At 69.1% G+C, this 16,131-nt stretch carries 15 protein-coding genes; 7 read left to right on the forward strand and 8 right to left on the reverse strand.

The features are described 5' to 3' along the window. Nucleotides 1-12 precede the first annotated feature (12 nt). Complete coding sequence (gene tsaD / locus FHR66_RS20270; RefSeq protein WP_160968794.1) at nt 13-1,095, reverse strand: tRNA (adenosine(37)-N6)-threonylcarbamoyltransferase complex transferase subunit TsaD; 1,083 nt, start codon at nt 1,093-1,095, stop codon at nt 13-15. Nucleotides 1,096-1,217: 122 nt separating this feature from the next. Between tsaD and rpsU the strand changes: the two genes are divergently transcribed. The 4 genes from rpsU to dnaG all read left to right on the forward strand — a co-directional run bounded on the left by rpsU (nt 1,218) and on the right by dnaG (nt 4,996). Continuing rightward, entirely contained in the window at nt 1,218-1,433 is a 216-nt protein-coding gene (gene rpsU, locus FHR66_RS20275) for a 30S ribosomal protein S21 (RefSeq protein WP_003465342.1), read from the forward strand. Nucleotides 1,434-1,681: 248 nt separating this feature from the next. Beyond that, complete coding sequence (locus tag FHR66_RS20280) at nt 1,682-2,128, forward strand: GatB/YqeY domain-containing protein (protein WP_160968795.1); 447 nt, start codon at nt 1,682-1,684, stop codon at nt 2,126-2,128. A gap of 141 nt (nt 2,129-2,269) precedes the next feature. Beyond that, nucleotides 2,270-3,184 (forward strand): YihY/virulence factor BrkB family protein, encoded by a 915-nt coding sequence (locus FHR66_RS20285; RefSeq protein ID WP_160968796.1) that lies wholly within the window; start codon nt 2,270-2,272, stop codon nt 3,182-3,184. A gap of 69 nt (nt 3,185-3,253) precedes the next feature. Continuing rightward, complete coding sequence (dnaG, locus tag FHR66_RS20290; RefSeq protein WP_160968798.1) at nt 3,254-4,996, forward strand: DNA primase; 1,743 nt, start codon at nt 3,254-3,256, stop codon at nt 4,994-4,996. A gap of 143 nt (nt 4,997-5,139) precedes the next feature. On the opposite strand, the gene FHR66_RS20295 is transcribed toward dnaG, so the two are convergent. Beyond that, entirely contained in the window at nt 5,140-6,288 is a 1,149-nt protein-coding gene (locus FHR66_RS20295; protein WP_160968800.1) for a lipase family protein, read from the reverse strand. Nucleotides 6,289-6,526: 238 nt separating this feature from the next. Between FHR66_RS20295 and FHR66_RS20300 the strand changes: the two genes are divergently transcribed. Beyond that, the gene (locus FHR66_RS20300) at nt 6,527-7,522 is read left to right on the forward strand and encodes a bile acid:sodium symporter family protein (RefSeq protein WP_160968802.1); all 996 of its coding nucleotides are present in this window, start codon (nt 6,527-6,529) and stop codon (nt 7,520-7,522) included. 190 nt (nt 7,523-7,712) lie between these two features. Then, entirely contained in the window at nt 7,713-9,299 is a 1,587-nt protein-coding gene (locus FHR66_RS20305) for a thioredoxin family protein (protein ID WP_160968804.1), read from the forward strand. A 190-nt stretch (nt 9,300-9,489) separates the two neighbouring features. Here the strand turns inward: FHR66_RS20305 and FHR66_RS20310 are convergent, their stop codons facing one another. The 5 genes from FHR66_RS20310 to FHR66_RS20330 form a co-directional block, all read right to left on the reverse strand. Then, nucleotides 9,490-11,226, reverse strand: a complete 1,737-nt coding sequence (locus FHR66_RS20310) for a methyl-accepting chemotaxis protein (protein ID WP_160968806.1) — start codon at nt 11,224-11,226, stop codon at nt 9,490-9,492. 88 nt (nt 11,227-11,314) lie between these two features. After that, on the reverse strand, nt 11,315-12,208 hold the full coding sequence (gene cyoE, locus FHR66_RS20315; protein WP_160968808.1) for a heme o synthase: 894 nt from the start codon (nt 12,206-12,208) through the stop codon (nt 11,315-11,317). After that, the gene (locus FHR66_RS20320) at nt 12,205-13,368 is read right to left on the reverse strand and encodes a COX15/CtaA family protein (RefSeq protein ID WP_160968810.1); all 1,164 of its coding nucleotides are present in this window, start codon (nt 13,366-13,368) and stop codon (nt 12,205-12,207) included. The genes cyoE and FHR66_RS20320 overlap by 4 nt, the downstream gene beginning before the upstream one ends. 10 nt (nt 13,369-13,378) lie before the next feature. Further along, entirely contained in the window at nt 13,379-13,954 is a 576-nt protein-coding gene (locus tag FHR66_RS20325; RefSeq protein ID WP_160968812.1) for a hypothetical protein, read from the reverse strand. Between the two features lie 27 nt (nt 13,955-13,981). Further along, a complete protein-coding gene (locus FHR66_RS20330) occupies nt 13,982-14,740 on the reverse strand; it encodes an SURF1 family protein (protein ID WP_160968814.1) in 759 nt (252 codons plus the stop codon). A gap of 30 nt (nt 14,741-14,770) precedes the next feature. Between FHR66_RS20330 and FHR66_RS20335 the strand changes: the two genes are divergently transcribed. Next, entirely contained in the window at nt 14,771-14,989 is a 219-nt protein-coding gene (locus tag FHR66_RS20335; protein ID WP_160968816.1) for a twin transmembrane helix small protein, read from the forward strand. A gap of 243 nt (nt 14,990-15,232) precedes the next feature. On the opposite strand, the gene FHR66_RS20340 is transcribed toward FHR66_RS20335, so the two are convergent. Continuing rightward, a complete protein-coding gene (locus FHR66_RS20340) occupies nt 15,233-16,114 on the reverse strand; it encodes a cytochrome c oxidase subunit 3 (protein WP_160968818.1) in 882 nt (293 codons plus the stop codon). Nucleotides 16,115-16,131 lie beyond the last annotated feature (17 nt).

The following is a 16,131-nucleotide window of genomic DNA, read 5'->3' on the forward strand; positions in this document are numbered from 1 at the left end:
AGCGGAGCCGCGTTACGAATCCCCAATCCCCACTCCCGAATCCCGCGCTGCCGCCAAAGGCGGCAGCGTGGCCATATCCCAGCGCGGCGTCACCTGCACCGCGGATGCGGCGTCGTGCAGCCCGGCCTGCAGGCGCAGGGCGCCGGCGAAGGCGATCATCGCGCCGTTGTCGGTGCACAGCGCCGGGCGCGGGAAGCAGGCGCGGCCGCCGCGCGCCTGCGCCATCGCCTGCAGCTTGGCGCGCAGGCGCAGATTGGCGCCGACGCCGCCGGCCACCACGATGGTGTCGCTGCCGGCCGCCTCCAGCGCGCGCTCGCACTTGATCGCCAGCGTGTCCACCACCGCGTCCTCGAAGCCGCGGGCGATGTCGGCGCGCACCGCCTCGGACTGGTCGCTGTCGCGCCAGGCCAGCAGCACCTGGGTCTTGAGCCCGGAAAAGCTGAAGTCCAGGCCGGGCCGGTCGGTCATCGGCCGCGCGAAGCGAAACCGTCCCGGCGTGCCCTGGGTGGCCAGCGCCGCCAGTTGCGGGCCGCCCGGATACGGCAGCCCCATCAGCTTGGCGGTCTTGTCGAAGGCCTCACCGGCCGCATCGTCCAGGGTCTCGCCGAGCAGGCGGTAGCGGCCGATGGCCTCCACCGCGATCAACTGGGTGTGGCCGCCGGACACCAACAGCGCCACGAACGGCGGCGCCGGCACCCCGTGCACCGGGTCCGGATCCTCCATCAGCGGCGCCAGCAGGTGGCCTTCCATGTGGTGCACGCCGATCGCCGGCACCTCCAGCGCCCAGGCCAGGGCGCGGGCCACGCCGGCGCCGACCAGCAGCGCGCCGACCAGGCCCGGGCCGGCGGTGTAGGCCACCCCGTCCAGGTCGCGCACCTGCAGGCCGGCCTCGGCCAGGGTCTGGCGGATCAGCGGCAGCAGCTTGCGCACGTGGTCGCGGCTGGCCAGCTCCGGCACCACCCCGCCGTACTCGGCGTGCAGCGCGATCTGGCTATACAGTGCGTGCGCGCGCAACGCGGCCGCCCCGGAGCGGCTGGTGTCGTAGACGGCGACGCCGGTTTCGTCGCAACTGGATTCGATGCCGAGAACGTTCATACGCTGCATTGTGCGACCGAATCGGCGGCAGGCCAAACGGGGTGCTTGCAGCCGCGAAAACTGTCGCTATAATGTGCGGCTCGCCGGGCGTGACCCGGTCACCATTGTGTCCCGGAGATTCCATGCCCAGCGTTAAAGTCCGCGAGAACGAGCCCTTCGAGTTTGCGCTCCGTCGCTTCAAGCGCACCTGCGAAAAGGCCGGCGTGCTGGCCGAAACCCGCAAGCGCGAGTTCTACGAAAAGCCGACCCAGGAACGCAAGCGCAAGGCCGCTGCCGCGGTGAAGCGCCAGCTGCGTCGCACCTCGCGCGACGTCACCAAGCGCCAGCGTCTGTACTGAGGATCGCGGCCTGCGGTAGCGGGTGTGCCGGTTTCGGCATCCGCTACGGTAAGCCCACGAAGCCGGCACGCGCAAGCGTCGCCGGCTTTTTGTGCGTCTGCGGTTTTGACCAGGCGCTCCGCCCTGCGCGAGATCCCGGTCGCGCACCTGTTCCCTCGGCGCCCGTATGCCGCCTCGGCCACACGGCCCGCGCCAGCGCGCCTGCCTAGAATGCCCTTCCCCTTTTCTCTATCCCTGTGGAGCCCCTCATGACCCTCAAGCAGCAGCTCACCGACGACATGAAGGCCGCGATGAAGTCCGGCGACAAGCACAGCCTGGGCGTGATCCGGCTGATCAACGCCGCGATCAAGCAGAAGGAAGTGGACGAGCGCGTGGAGATGGACGACGCCGCGGTGATCGCGGTGATGGACAAGATGGTCAAGCAGCGCAAGGACTCGGTGAGCCAGTACGAGGCCGCCGGCCGCGACGACCTGGCCAAGGTGGAGCGCGAGGAGATCGTGGTGATCGAGCGCTACCTGCCGAGCAAGATGGGCGAAGCCGAGATCGTCGCCGCGATCCAGGCGGCCATCGCGCAGACCGGCGCCGCCAGCCCGGCCGACATGGGCAAGCTGATGGGCGTGCTCAAGCCGATGTTGGCCGGCAAGGCTGACATGGGCCAGGTGTCGGTGCTGGTCAAGCAGCAGCTGGCAGGCTGACCGTACTGACGGACTCGCGGACGGCGGGTTTCACCCGCCTTTCGACGCCGGGCTGCTACAACGCCCGGCAAGCCCGCGCACTCTTTCAGCGCGCAGTGCGGGACTGGCGTTGCGACGCCGCGCGCCGAAGGTCCCGCGCCCATGTCCCTGCCCCTGTCGTCCGATCGCCTGCACAAACATCTCGACCGCCTGCAGCAGAGCCTGCCGGCCGCGCTGGTGCGGCGCTTCGTCGAGATCGACGTGATGACCCAGGCGGCGTCGCTGTCGTTCTACGCGCTACTGTCGCTGGCGCCGCTGCTGGTGCTGCTGCTGTGGCTCACCGCCTCGCTGTATCCGCAGGCGCAGGAAGCGCTGATCGCGCAGATCGGGCAACTCGCCGGCCACGGCGCGCGCGAAGTCGCGCAGACGGTAATCGACAACGCCAAGAACCAGCCCAACGTCGGCTCGCTGGCGGGCCTGTGGAGCACCCTGCTGCTGTTCGTCGGCGCCACCGCGGTGTTCGCGCAGCTGCAGAATGCGCTGAACCTGATCTTCCGCACCGACAAGCAGCGCCTGGACGGCATCCTGGCCTGGCTGAAGAAGCGCGTGTTCTCCTTCGGCGTGGTGCTGGGCCTGGGCTTCCTGCTGCTGATCTCGATGATCCTGACCACCGTGCTGCAGGTGGTGTTCGCGCGGATGCCGTCGCTGCTGCCGGCGGTCGGCTACATCTCGACCCTGGCGATCTACGTGTTGGCCTTCGCCGTGCTCTACCACTACCTACCCGACCGCCGGGTGCAATGGCGCCAGGCGGTCATCGGCGGCGCCATCACCGCCTGCCTGTTCGTGGCCGGGCGCTACGCGATCGGCCTGTACATCGCCACCGCCGCGCCGGGCAGCGCCTACGGTTCGATGGGCGCGCTGGTGATCCTGCTGGTGTGGATCTACTACGCCACCGTGGTGTTCTTCGTCGGCGCACTGATCACCGCGGTGATCGACGAGCGCCTGCGCTCGCACAGCAAGCTCACCGCCGCCGGGATCGACCCGCGCAGCGCCGCGCAGGCGCCACCGACGCCCTGATCGCACGGCGCTGAACCGCGCAGGCCGCGCGCCCAGCGTGACGGCGCACGCGCGTGGCATCCTATGCGGATGGCCCGCATCCCCGACGCATTCATCGACGACCTGCTCGCCCGCACCGACATCGTCGAGGTGGTCGGCACGCGCGTGCCGCTGAAGCGCCAGGGCAAGGAATACGCGGCGCGCTGCCCGTTCCACGACGAGCGCTCGGCCTCGTTCACGGTGTCGCCGACCAAGCAGTTCTACCACTGCTTCGGCTGCGGCGCGCACGGCACCGCGATCAGCTTCCTGATGAATTACGACCGCCTCGAATTCCTCGACGCGGTCGACGAACTGGCCAAGCGCGCCGGCATGGAAATCCCGCGCGACGCCCAGCAGCGCGGCGCCGCCCAGGCCGCCGGCGACGACCACCGCGACCTGTACTCGGCGCTGGAAGCGGCGGCCAAGTTCTTCCAGCGCCAGCTCGAAGGCAGCGAGAAGGCGCGCGCCTACCTGGACGGCCGCGGCGTGGACGCCGAGAACCGCGCGCGCTTCCAGATCGGCTATGCCCCGGACGGCTACAGCGCGCTCAAGGACGCGCTGGGTACCGACGAGCGCCGGCTCAAGCTGCTGGACCGCGCCGGGCTGTTCTCCAAGAACGACCGCGGCCACGTCTACGACAAGTTCCGCGACCGGGTGATGTTCCCGATCTTCGACCGCCGAGGCCGGGTCATCGCCTTCGGCGGCCGCGTGCTCGACAAGGACGACGGCCCCAAGTACCTGAACTCGCCGGAGACCGCGCTGTTCCACAAGGGCCGCGAACTGTACGGCCTGTGGCAGGTGCGCCAGGCCAACCAGAAGATCGAGCGGCTGATCGTGGTCGAGGGCTACATGGACGTGGTCTCGCTGTTCCAGTTCGGCGTCACCCAGGCGGTGGCGACGCTGGGCACCGCCACTACGCCGGACCACGCCGAACTGCTGTTCCGCAACGCGCCGGACGTGTTCTTCTGCTTCGACGGCGACGCCGCCGGCCGCCGCGCTGGCTGGAAGGCGCTGGAATCGGTGCTGCCGCGGATGAAGGACGGGCGCCAGGCGTTCTTCCTGTTCCTGCCCGACGGCGAGGACCCGGACACCATCGTGCGCAAGGAAGGCGCCGCGGCCTTCGACGTGCGGCTGGCCCAGGCCACACCGCTGTCGCAGTTCTTCTTCGACGAACTCTCGCGCGAGATCAACCTCGGCACGCTCGACGGCAAGGCACGCCTGGCCGAACGCGCGCGGCCGATGCTGGCGCAGATTCCCGACGGCGCCTTCGGCGATCTGATGCGCCAGCGCCTGGCCGAACTCACCGGCATCGGCGCCGCCGCACCGGCGGCCGCCACGGCCGCGGCAAGCAGGCCACCGCCGCGCGCGCCGCGCCCGGCGCACAAGCGCAGCCTGGTCCGGGAGGCGATCGTGCGCCTGCTGCAGGCGCCGTCGCTGGCGCTGGACCTGCCGCCGCCCTACCCGTTCGCCGGCCTGCGCCTGCCCGGCATCGAGCTGATGATCGAACTGCTGCAGATCGTGCATGCGCGTCCGGAAATCACCACCGGCGCGCTGCTCGAACACTTCCACGAACGCGAGGAACTGGCCGCGCTGCAGAAGCTGGCGGTGCAGGAGATCGCCGGCGAGACCGCCAGCTGGCGCCAGGAGCTGCACGATGTGGTCGTGCAGTTGGAAAAGCAGACATTGCAGCAGCGCCTGGAGGAACTGACCGCCAAGCAGCGCGCGCAGGGACTGGACGAGACCGACAAATACGAACAGCGCGAACTGCTCAAAGTGCTCGCGTCGTTGCGCTGAGTCCGGCGGGAGACCCGTTGTACCCCCATCCGGGTGCTGCCGGGCCTCCGTCGACGATGGCGATCGCACCTGGCGATCGCCATCATCCTCCAAGCATGCAGCACGCCTTTGCGTTGCTTGCGCGGTGCGGTGCGGTGCGGTGCCTAGGACTGCGCCGTCGACGCGCGCACATCCGCGTCGAGCCGCGTCAGCAGGGCGTACAGCTCCGCATCTGCGTCCAAGTCTGCCGTTTGCCGCTCATGCGCTGGCGGCACCACCGGGATGAGGCGATTCGCGATCAATGCGGAATACGCGGTCGTATGCTGGTTTTTCGCTTGCTCCAGGAATTGAAAGGCGCTGGTCGGGATGCCTGCCAACGTGCCGATAAGCTGCTGGTTGACGATCTGGGTGTAAGCGATACCGGAAGAGAGCGACTTTCTTTTCGCGTTGTCCACGGCAAGATCGATCGTCACGAACGACTTGTTGTCGTAGATCGTCTTGATCTGCTCCAACATCGTCGTGTTCCAGGCGTGCGGCACCACGTCGTACGAATTCCACAGATCGCGATTCCACACTTGATAGGTGTTGCCGGTGGTTGGCGGCAGCGTCGATTTGCACAGCCCCGCAAAGGCGGCATTGCCCGGCGTTGCGCCCGCAGTGGGATAGCAGTACACCGCCTTGCAGGCGTCCAGCCGATGGGTGCTCTTGAACCAAGTGGCCATGGTCGGCGACAGTGCGCCGCCCAGGCTATGCCCGGCGAAAATCACGCTTGCGCCACTGCTCGCCACCTTTTTCAGATACGCGTCCAGCGTGGCGCCCGGCGACACGCCGGAAGGCGGACTCACCATGTTGAGCAGATGCCAGACGCCCAGCGCCGTACCCATCGAGATGACCGTGCTTTTTTCCGTCGGATTCAGCAGTTGCGCCGGCGGCGTACTCGCAGTGGGATCGTAAGTCGCGAAGTCGACTACGCTGGCGACATCGAAGTCCTCCATCATCCAGTCGTAGGAAGAAAGCGGATTGGTCGCGGCGATCGCCACGACATACACGTCCCCGGCCAAGTCGCCCACATTGCTCGCCTTGGCCACGAACATGGCATTGTCCGAGCGATCGGACTTCTCCCCCTGCCAGACCTGCGGCCCCCACACCAATTCCCAGGTACCGATCGCCGCCTGTGCAGGCGGCGAGGCCAGCGTCGCAACCAGGACCTTCTGATACTCGGCCTGCAGTGCTTGCGCGGTGCCGGTCTGCGTGCTGACCCAATTGGCCAGCGTCGAAAGCGCGAAAACGGTCTGATACTGATCGTATTGCATGTGCGTGCTCCTGATCCCTGGAGAAGCGGGAGGCGCTGGCGCATGTGCAACGCGCAGCGTGCCCGATGCGCTCCCCCAACCGGTCGGGCGAAGGCAATCTAGCAAGCTGCCGATACGCGCATTCGACCAAAGCCGCCGGCATCGCAACATGTCTGCGAGTTGTCTACGCGGTGCGTCGGGATTCGCGTGCGGGCGCCATGCTTCCTAAAATGCACATTCCCGCCGCTCGACTCCCCCCATGATCAAGTCCTGGCTCGCGCGCCTGCGCATCGAACCGTTCACCCTGGCGCTGCTGTGCACGGTGCTGCTCGCCTCGCTGCTGCCGGTGCAGGGACGCGCGGCGTCGGTGATGGACGTGGTCACCGATCTGGCGATCGCCGCGCTGTTCTTCCTGCATGGCGCACGGCTGTCGCGTGAGGCCATCGTCGCCGGCGCGCTGCATTGGCGCCTGCACCTGACCATCTTCGCCGCCACCTTCATCCTGTTCCCGCTGCTGGGCCTGCTGTTCAAGCCGCTGTCGCACTGGCTGCTGACCCCGGACCTGTACATCGGCGTGCTGTTCCTGTGCACGCTGCCGTCCACGGTGCAGTCGTCGATCGCCTTCACCTCGATGGCCGGCGGCAACGTGCCGGCGGCGGTGTGCAGCGCCTCGCTGTCAAGCCTGCTCGGGGTGTTCCTGACGCCGCTGCTGATGGGCGTGCTGAGCGACGCACAGAGCGCCATTGCCAATCCGCTGGAGGCGATGGGCAAGATCATGCTGCAACTGCTGGTGCCGTTCGTCGCCGGCCACCTGCTGCAGCGCTGGATCGGCGGCTGGGTCGAGCGCCGCCGTGCGGTGCTGCGCTACACCGACCAGAGCACCATCCTGCTGGTGGTGTACACCGCGTTCAGCGCGGCGGTGGTCGAAGGCCTCTGGCACAAGACGCCGCTGCCGGCACTGCTCGGCGTCGCCGTGGTCGGCGCGGTGCTGCTGGCGCTGGCGATGACGTTGATCACCTTCGGCGCGCGGCGCCTGGGCTTTTCCCGCGAGGACGAGATCCCGATCGTGTTCTGCGGCTCCAAGAAGAGCCTGGCCACCGGCGTGCCGATGGCCAAGGTGCTGTTCGCCAGCGGCAGCCTCGGCGCGATCGTGCTGCCGGTGATGATCTACCACCAGATCCAGCTGATCGTCTGCGCGGTGATCGCGCAACGCTACGCGCGCGCGGCCAAGGTGGAAGCGGAAGCGCAGCACTAGCCAACTGCGGACAGCAGCCGGGCGGTGCGCGCAGCGCGCCGACCGCGGGCGAGCCACCTCTCCGCCGCGGCAACACCGCGCATGGCGGCATATGCAGATGCGCAGCCGGCATGTGCAAGCGCGGCAGGGGCTGCGTACAGTGGACGGCCGGCACGGCCGGTGCCGTGCTCCCTTCCCATCCGGTGCTCCCATGAGCCGCATGTTTCGCCGTTGCGCGACGATTTCCGCCAGCCTGGCCACGCTGCTGGCGCTGGGCGCCTGCCAGAAACCGCCCGCGCCTGCTGCGCCCAAGGCCGCCGCACCGGCGCCTGCCGCCGACAGCGCCGGCATCGCCTGGCGCGAGGGCGACGTCGACGATGCCTTCGCCGAAGCGCGCGAACACAACAAACCGGTGCTGCTGTACTGGGGCGCCGCCTGGTGCCCACCCTGCAATCGGCTCAAGGCCACGCTGTTCAAGGACCCGGCGTTCATCGCCCGCACCCGCGCCTTCGTCGCGGTGCACCTGGACGGCGATTCGGAGGGTGCGCAGGCCTGGGGCGAACGCTTCGGCATCAAGGGCTATCCGACCATCATCGTGTTGCGCCCGGACCGCAGCGAGATCACCCGCCTGGCCGGCGACAGCGACACCGTGCGCCTGGCCGAGGCCCTGCGCGTGGCCGCGACCCGCACCGCCACCTCGGCGCAGTTGCTGCAGCAGGCGCTGAAGGCGCCGGCCACGCTCAGCGCCGACGACTGGACCCTGCTCGGCGAATACGGCTGGGCAGTGGATGCGGCGCAGTTGGTCAAGCCGGGGCAGGCGGCCGACGTGCTCACGCGTCTGGCCGCAGCGGCACCACAGCCGGCTCTGCAACGCCGTTTCGCATTGCTCGCGCTGGCCGCGCAGGATCCGGCCAAGGCCGCCAGCGTGGACGCCAAGCACCGCGCCGCCGATCGCGACCTGCTGCGGGCGGTGCTGGCCGATCCGGCCGAGGTGCGCGCCAACCGCAGCACGCTCACCTATGCGGCGCGCGACCTGGTGCAGGCCGCGGCCGGCGACGCCGCCGAACGCAGCGCGCTGTCGAGTGCGCTGACCCATGCACTGGACCAGGTCTACGCCGACAGCAGCCTGCCGATCAGCGACCGCCTGGACACCGCCGCCGCGGACATCGCCCTGGCGCGCTTGGCGCAAGGCCAGCCGGCCGAGGCCGGCGATGGCCCGAAGAAGCCGCTGCCGCCCGCGGTGGTCGCCAAGGTGCAGCAGCGCGTGCAATGGGCCGAGCAGGCCGCCAAGACCGACTACGAGCGCCAGTCCACGATCAGCAGCGCCGCCGGGTTGCTCGACGCCGCCGGCGACAGCGCCGGCGCCGAACAACTGCTGCTGGCCGAACTCCAGCGCAGCAAGACCCCGTACTACTACATGCCGGAACTGGCCAGCCTGGCCGAGGCGCGCGGCGACAAGCAAACGGCGCTGTTCTGGCTGAAGAAGGCCTACGAGAGCGCCGAAGGCCCCGCCACCCGCGTGCAATGGGGCGTGCTCTACGTCGATGGGCTGATCCGGCTGCAGCCGGACAATGCGGCCGCGATCGAGGCGGCCGCCGGACAGGTCATTGGGGAACTCGCCGGCCAGCCCGACGGCTATCACCAGCGCACCCGGCAGCGTTTCGACACCCTGGCCAAGACCCTGCAGGCCTGGAGCAAGGGCCACGACGGCAGCGCGGTACTCGCGCGGCTGCAGCACAAGATGCAGCAAAGCTGCGGCAGCCAGGCGCGCGACAGTTGCCAGCATTGGCTGGGATGAGGGCATAAGGCGCGTCACGCGCGACGCGCAGTGCAACGCGCCATCGGCAACCGCCGGCGCGCTGTACTGCCGCCCTCTCATGCGTTCCGGTCCACCGCGTCGCCACGGCGCGATTGCCCGCGCCGCACGACGAATTGCATGCCGCGCGCAGCGGCGCGCAACCACGCGCCGTACGCTCAGCGGCTCCCGATCAGGCCGCGACGCGTGCCGGTGCCACCGCGTGACCGGCGCCCTGGCTACCCGCGCGGCGGCCACTGCTGGTATGCGCGTTCAGGCCTTGCGCCTGCCCTTCCAGCGCGCGCGCGGCCTCGGCCATCTTTTCGACCAGTGCCGCGTTCTGCTGCGTGGCGGTGTCCATCTGCACGACGATCTGATTGACCTGGCCGATACCGGCGCTCTGTTCGCGGCTGGCCCCGGCGATGTCGGTCATGATGCGCTGCACCTCGCGCACCGAGCCGAGCAGTTCTTCCATCGTGGCGCCAGCGCGCGCGACCAGCGCCGAACCGCGATCGACCTGCTCGCTGGAACCGGCGATCAGGCCACGCACTTCCTTGGCCGCATCGGCACAGCGCTGGGCCAGGCTGCGCACTTCGGTGGCGACCACGGCGAAGCCGCGGCCCTGCTCGCCGGCGCGCGCCGCTTCCACCGCCGCGTTCAGGGCGAGGATGTTGGTCTGGAAGGCGATGCCGTCGATGACGCTGATGATGTCGGCGATCTTGCGCGACGCGCTCTCGATGCCGGCCATGGTCTGGACCACGTCGCGCACCACGTCGCCACCGCGCTGGGCGACGTCGGTGGCGCCATCGACCAGGCGGTTGGCGTGGCCGACGTGCTCGACGTTGCGCTGCACGGTGCCGGTGATCTCTTCCATCGAACTGGCCGCCTCTTCCAGCGCCGCGGCCTGCTGCTCGGTGCGCCGGGCCAGGTCGCTGTTGTCGTCGACCATTTCCGCTGCCGCCGTCTGCAGGGTATGCGCGGCCTCGCCGAGCTGGCGCGCGGCATGGATGTCCAGCAAGGCGCCAACCGCGCGCAGCGGGGTGCCGTCGGCGGCACGCTTGGTCAGGCCGCGCGCGCGGAACCAGCGGTATTCGCCGTTCTTCATGCGCAGCCGGTACTCGATGTCGAAGCCGGTGCGGCCGGTGCGGTCGTTGAGGTGCGCGGCGAAGGCGTTGAGCGCGAACTGCGCGTCCTCCGGGTGCAGGCGCGAAGACCAGCTGTCGAGCACGTTGGGGAACTCGGCCTCGGAAGCGAAGCCCAGCAGCGAACGGAACTGCGCCGACCACCAGAACTCGTTGGACGGATTGATCGGATCGCCGGCGATCACGCTCATGTCCCACAGGCCGTCGTTGAGCATGTCCGCGCCCAGTTCGAAGCGGGTCAGGACCACGTCCAGGAACGCCTCGCGCTCGCGCCGCTCGGTGATGTCGGTGAGCGCGCCGGCCACCCGCAGCGGCGAGCCCTGGGCGTCGCGCTGGGTGGTGCCGAGCGCGCGGAACCAGCGGTACTGGCCGTTCTTCAGCTGCAGCCGGTACTCCACGTCGTACGGGGTCTTGCCGCTGCGGTCGGCCAAATGCACGGCGAACGCGTCCAGCGTGGCCTGCTTGTCCTCCGGGTGCAGGCGCGAGGCCCAGCTGTCGAGCACGTTGGGGAAGTCGAGCTCGGAGGAGAAACCCAGCATCGCGCGGAACTGCGACGACCACCAGAATTCGTTGGCCGGGTTGATCGGATCGCCGGCGATCACGCTCATCTCCCACAGGCCGTCGGTGGTCGCGGAGGTGACCAGATCGAAACGACCACGCAGAGCGTCCAGATCGGTGCCGGCGCGGTCGGCCTGCGCCCGCGCGCGGTCACGCTCGGCCTCGGCCTCGCGCAAGCGCTCACTCAATGCCTGTAGCTTGGCCGCTTGTTGCTTGCTCTTGCCCCACATACACGTCTCCGCGGCTTTGCCGATTCTGGTCAATCGCTCGGTAACGACCGCGAGCGGCAACACTTGAGCGGAGAACTGAACGCGCGGTTCAGGCGATCCAGTGATCGACCAGCAGGAACGCGAACAGCGCCATCAGGTACACGATGGAATAGCCGAACATGCGCATCGAGAACATCTCGTCCGGCGGGTCGAGCATGCGCCAGGCGTACCAGAGGAACACCGCGTCCAGCACCAGAGTGCCGCCGAGGTAGAACACCCCGCTCATGCCCACCGCCACCGGCAGCAGCGTCACCACCACCAACAGCACCGTGTACACCAGGATCTGCCGGCGGGTATGGGCCACGCCGTGGGTGACCGGGAGCATCGGGATCGACGCCTTGGCGTAGTCGGCGCGGCGGAAGATCGCCAGCGCCCAGAAGTGCGGCGGCGTCCACACGAAGATGATCAGCACCAGCAGCGAAGCGTAGGCCCAGTCCCACTGGCCCTGCATGCCGGTGATCGCGGCCCAGCCCAGCAGCGGCGGCGCCGCGCCGGCCAGGCCGCCGATGACGATGTTCTGCGGCGTGGTGCGCTTGAGGAACACGGTGTAGATCACCGCATAGCCGATCAGCGAGGCGAAGGTCAGCACCGCGGTGATCAGGTTGACCCACACCACCAGCACGGTCATCGACAGCGCGGTGAGCAGGGTGGCGAACAGCAGCACCTGCCACGGCAGCACCTTGCCCACCACCAGCGGACGCCAGGAGGTTCGCGCCATCTGCGCGTCGATGCGCGCGTCCAGGAGCTGGTTGATCGCCGCCGCCGCCGAAGCCGCCAGCCAGATGCCGAAGAAGCCGAGCAGACCGGTGCGCACCTGCGCCCAGGTCGGCAACCCCGGGATCGCCAGGCACATGCCGACCAGGGCGGTGAACACGATCAGCGCCACCACCTTGGGCTTGGTCAGGTCCCAGTAGTCGCGCCAGTGGACGCGGTGCGCGCTCATTGCGGCGCCCGCAATCGCGCCAGCAGCGACACCAGCACGAACAGCAACGCCACCGCGCCGGCGTTGTGCAGCACCGCCACCGGCAGAGGCAGTGCCAGCTTGACGTTGAGGATGCCCAGGCACACCTGCGCGACCAGCAGCAACGCCAGCGCCGCGGCCCAGCCGCGCATGCCCGGCGTGCGGCTCAGGCGCCAGCTCAGCCACAGCAGATAGGCCGCCACCACCATCGCCATCATCCGGTGCGCCATCTGGATGGCGATGCGCGCCGCGCCGTCGAGCACGCCGCCTTCGTAGTCCACGCCGATGCCGCGCCACAGGGTGAAGCCCTCGCGGAAATCGTGCGGCGGCCACCACTGGCTGACGCAACGCGGGAAGTTGTCGGCCGACCAGCTGCCGCCGCCGCAGGCCAGCGCCGCGTAGTTGGCGCTGACCCAGCCGCCCAGCGCGATCTGCAGCACCAGCAGCGCCACGCCCAGGCGCAGCAGCCACTTCAGCCGCGGCGCATCGGCCAGGGTGATCGGCAGGTGGGTGGCGCGCCAGGCCATCCACACCAGCAGCGAGAACATCAGCAAGCCGCCCAGCAGGTGTCCCATCACCACGATCGGCTTGAGCAGCAGGGTCACCGTCCACATGCCCAGCAAGGCCTGGAAGATCACCACCGACAGGGTCAGCACCGCCGCGCGGGCCAGGTCGTCGTTGGACCAGCGCAGCGCCGCCAGCAGCAGAATCGCCTCGCCGCCGACCGCCGCCAGCATCGCCAGCCCCGGCCAGCCGGACATGTACAGCGGGATCGACAGCGCCACCAGCGCCGCCGCCGTGACGATCTGGGCGATGCCGAGCCGGCGCCGCCGTGCCGCCAGCAGCGACAGCACCAGCACTTCCACGCCCAGCGCGCCGGCCAGGAAGCGGTGGATCTGCTCGCGCCAGGCCTTGTGCGTCTCCAGCGGCCGGATCTTGCTGGCGGCATGGGTGTCGGCTTCGGCGCTGGTCTGCGGCCAGGTGATGCGCCCGTAGCAGGTCGGCCAGTCGGGGCAGCTCATGCCCGCATCGGACAGGCGCACGAACGAACCGAACATGATGGTGCTGGCGGTGAACAGCGCCGCCAGCCAGGCCATGCGGTGGAAATGCCGGAACAGCGCCGGGCGCGCGAACAAGGTCATAGGAAGCGGCTCACAGGAGTTTCAGCAGTTTCGCCAGATCCGCACGCAGCCCGGCCGGGTCGAACCCAGGGGCATAGCGCAGCACCACGAAACCGTTCGGATCGATGACATAGACCGGCACCCCGGTCGCATCGCGCACCCGCGGCAGCGCCGCCAGCAGCGCCGGGTCCGCGCGCAGCGCCTGCACCGGCGGCAGGGCCCGGGCGGCGGCCGGCGGCGTGCCGATCCACAGGATCTGCACGTGGTCGGCATCGTGGCCGAACAGTTGCCAGACCTTGTCCAGGTCGCGCGCCAGCGCATCGCAGGCGCTGCCGCAGTCCGCCGGCGGCGCCAGCGCGATGCGCCACAACCGCCGCTGCGGCTCCCAGGCGTAGACGCGGCCATCGACCAGCCGCGGCTGCAGCGCGCGCAGGTCGGCCGGCGGCTGCAGCAATTCGCCGTGGTTGCGCGCGGCCGCGGGTTGCCAGCCGGAAAAGCGCAACACACCGGCGACCAGCATCGAGCCGAAGAACAGGGCGAACAACACGATCAGCGGCCAGCGGCCGCGGGCGGCCGCCTGGCGCGGGGCCGGGGTGGGAGCATTCATGCCGGGGATTTTCTCATGCGCGCGCGCTCAGCGCCCGCCCCGTCCCCTGCGCGCGCGCCAGCTGAGCAGCGCCGCGGTGACCAGCACCGCCAGCGCCAGGCCGAACCATTGCACCGCGTAACCCAAGTGGCGCTCGGGCGGCAGCGTGTTCGGCAGCAGGTCCAGGTCGCGCGGATAGCCCAGCGGCAGGGCCGGATCCAGGCGCAGCACCTGCGACAAAATGTCGCGGCGGCCGAGCGCGGTCCCGATCGCCGCGGGCTCGATGCGCATCGCCAGCCAGCGCTGCGGCGACGGCGCCGCGACCAGGGCCGGGCCCAGGGTCAGTCCATGCGATGGTGCCGGCCCGAGCAGGCCGACCAGCGTGTAGCGGCCCTGCAGTGGCGCCGGCTCGGGCAGCGCGCGGTCGGCCGGCAGCGGCAACCAGCCCAGTTCCACCAGCAGCGGCGCCGCGGCGCCGTCGGCCAGGAACGGCTGGTACACCTTCACTCCGCTGCGGCCCTGCCGCAGTTGGTTGTCGAGCAGGATCTGCCCGGGCAGGAAACGGCCGGCACCATGCACCCAGCGCAACTGTCCCGGCAGCGTCGCGCGCAGCGCATCGGCCAGCGCCTGCGGGTGGTCGCGCACATGCGCCGCCTGCGCCAGCAATGCCTGCTTCTCGTGCATGCGCTGCAACTGCCAGCGGCCGAGCATGCAAAAGCACACCGCCACCGCCAGCGCGACGCTCCAGCCCAGCCACAACGGCATGCGTCGGCGCGTGCCCACGCGCGAGGCAGCGGCGAGGGTCATAATGCGGACACACCATGTGCCGAGACGCCCATGAACGACTCGCTGAAGACTTTGCTGATCGTCGCGTTCCTGCTGCTCATCCTGTGGAACCTGGGCGCCGGCCTGTACTACCTGTTGGTGGACCGCGGCCAGAGCAAGCGCACGGTGAACGCGTTGACCTGGCGCATCGGCCTCTCGGTGTGCCTGATCCTGCTGGTGATCCTGGGCATCTATACCGGCACGATCAAGCCGCATGGATTGGGACGCTAAACGTAGTGCCGGGATTCGGGATTCGGGATTCGGGATTCGGGATGGCAGCATGCCGTCCGCATGGGAACAGTGCACGCACGCGACCCGTAAAACGCTGATTCCTTGTAGGAGCGGCTTTAGCCGCGACGCCTTACCGGTAACACGTCGCGGCTAAAGCCGCTCCTACAACACGCAGTCCCGCTAGCGACGCCGGCACGCGCGGAAACCAACCAATCCCCAATCCCGACTCCCCAATCCCCGCCCTCAAAGCACATACACGAACAAAAACAGCGCCAGCCACACCACGTCGACGAAGTGCCAGTACCACGCCGCCGCTTCGAAGGCGAAATGGTTGTCGCGGCTGAAGTGGCCGCGGCTGATCCGCAGCAGCATCACCAGCAGCATGATCGTGCCCAGCAGCACGTGCGCACCGTGGAAGCCGGTGAGCATGAAGAAGGTGGAGCCGTAGATGCCCGAGCCCAGGGTCAGGTTGAGCTCCTTGTAGGCATGCATGTACTCCTCGGCCTGGAAGTACAGGAAGGTGCAGCCGAGCGCCACGGTCAGCGCCTGGAACACCATCAGCCGGGTGCGCTGGCCAGCCTTGAGCGCGTGGTGCGCGATGGTCAGGGTCACGCCGGAGCTGAGCAGGATCAGCGTGTTGATCAGCGGCAGGCCCCACGCCGGGATGGTCTGGAACTGGCCACCGACGCCGCCCGGGCCATTGGTCGGCCAGGCCGCCGAGTAGCCGTCCCACAGCAGCGCGTTGGTCATCACCCCGTCGCCCTCGCCGCCCAGCCACGGCAGGATGAAGGTGCGGGTGTAGAACAGCGCACCGAAGAAGGCACCGAAGAACATCACCTCGGAGAAGATGAACCACACCATCCCCATGCGGAACGACACGTCGACCTGGCGGTTGTAGTGTCCGGCGATCGATTCGCGGATCACGTCGCCGAACCACATGAACAGCGTCGCCACCAGCATCGCGATGCCGGTGAAGAATGTCCACTTGCCCCAGGACGCGTCGTTGAGCCAACTGGCCACGCCGATCATGGTCACGAACATCGCGATCGAGCCGATGAACGGCCAGCGGCTCTGGCTGGGCACGTAGTAGGCGTTGGCGGTGGCGTCGGTGCTGGGCTGGGCCATGGCAGGCATTCCGGTCG

This window comes from Xanthomonas sp. F4 (genome assembly GCF_011761895.1).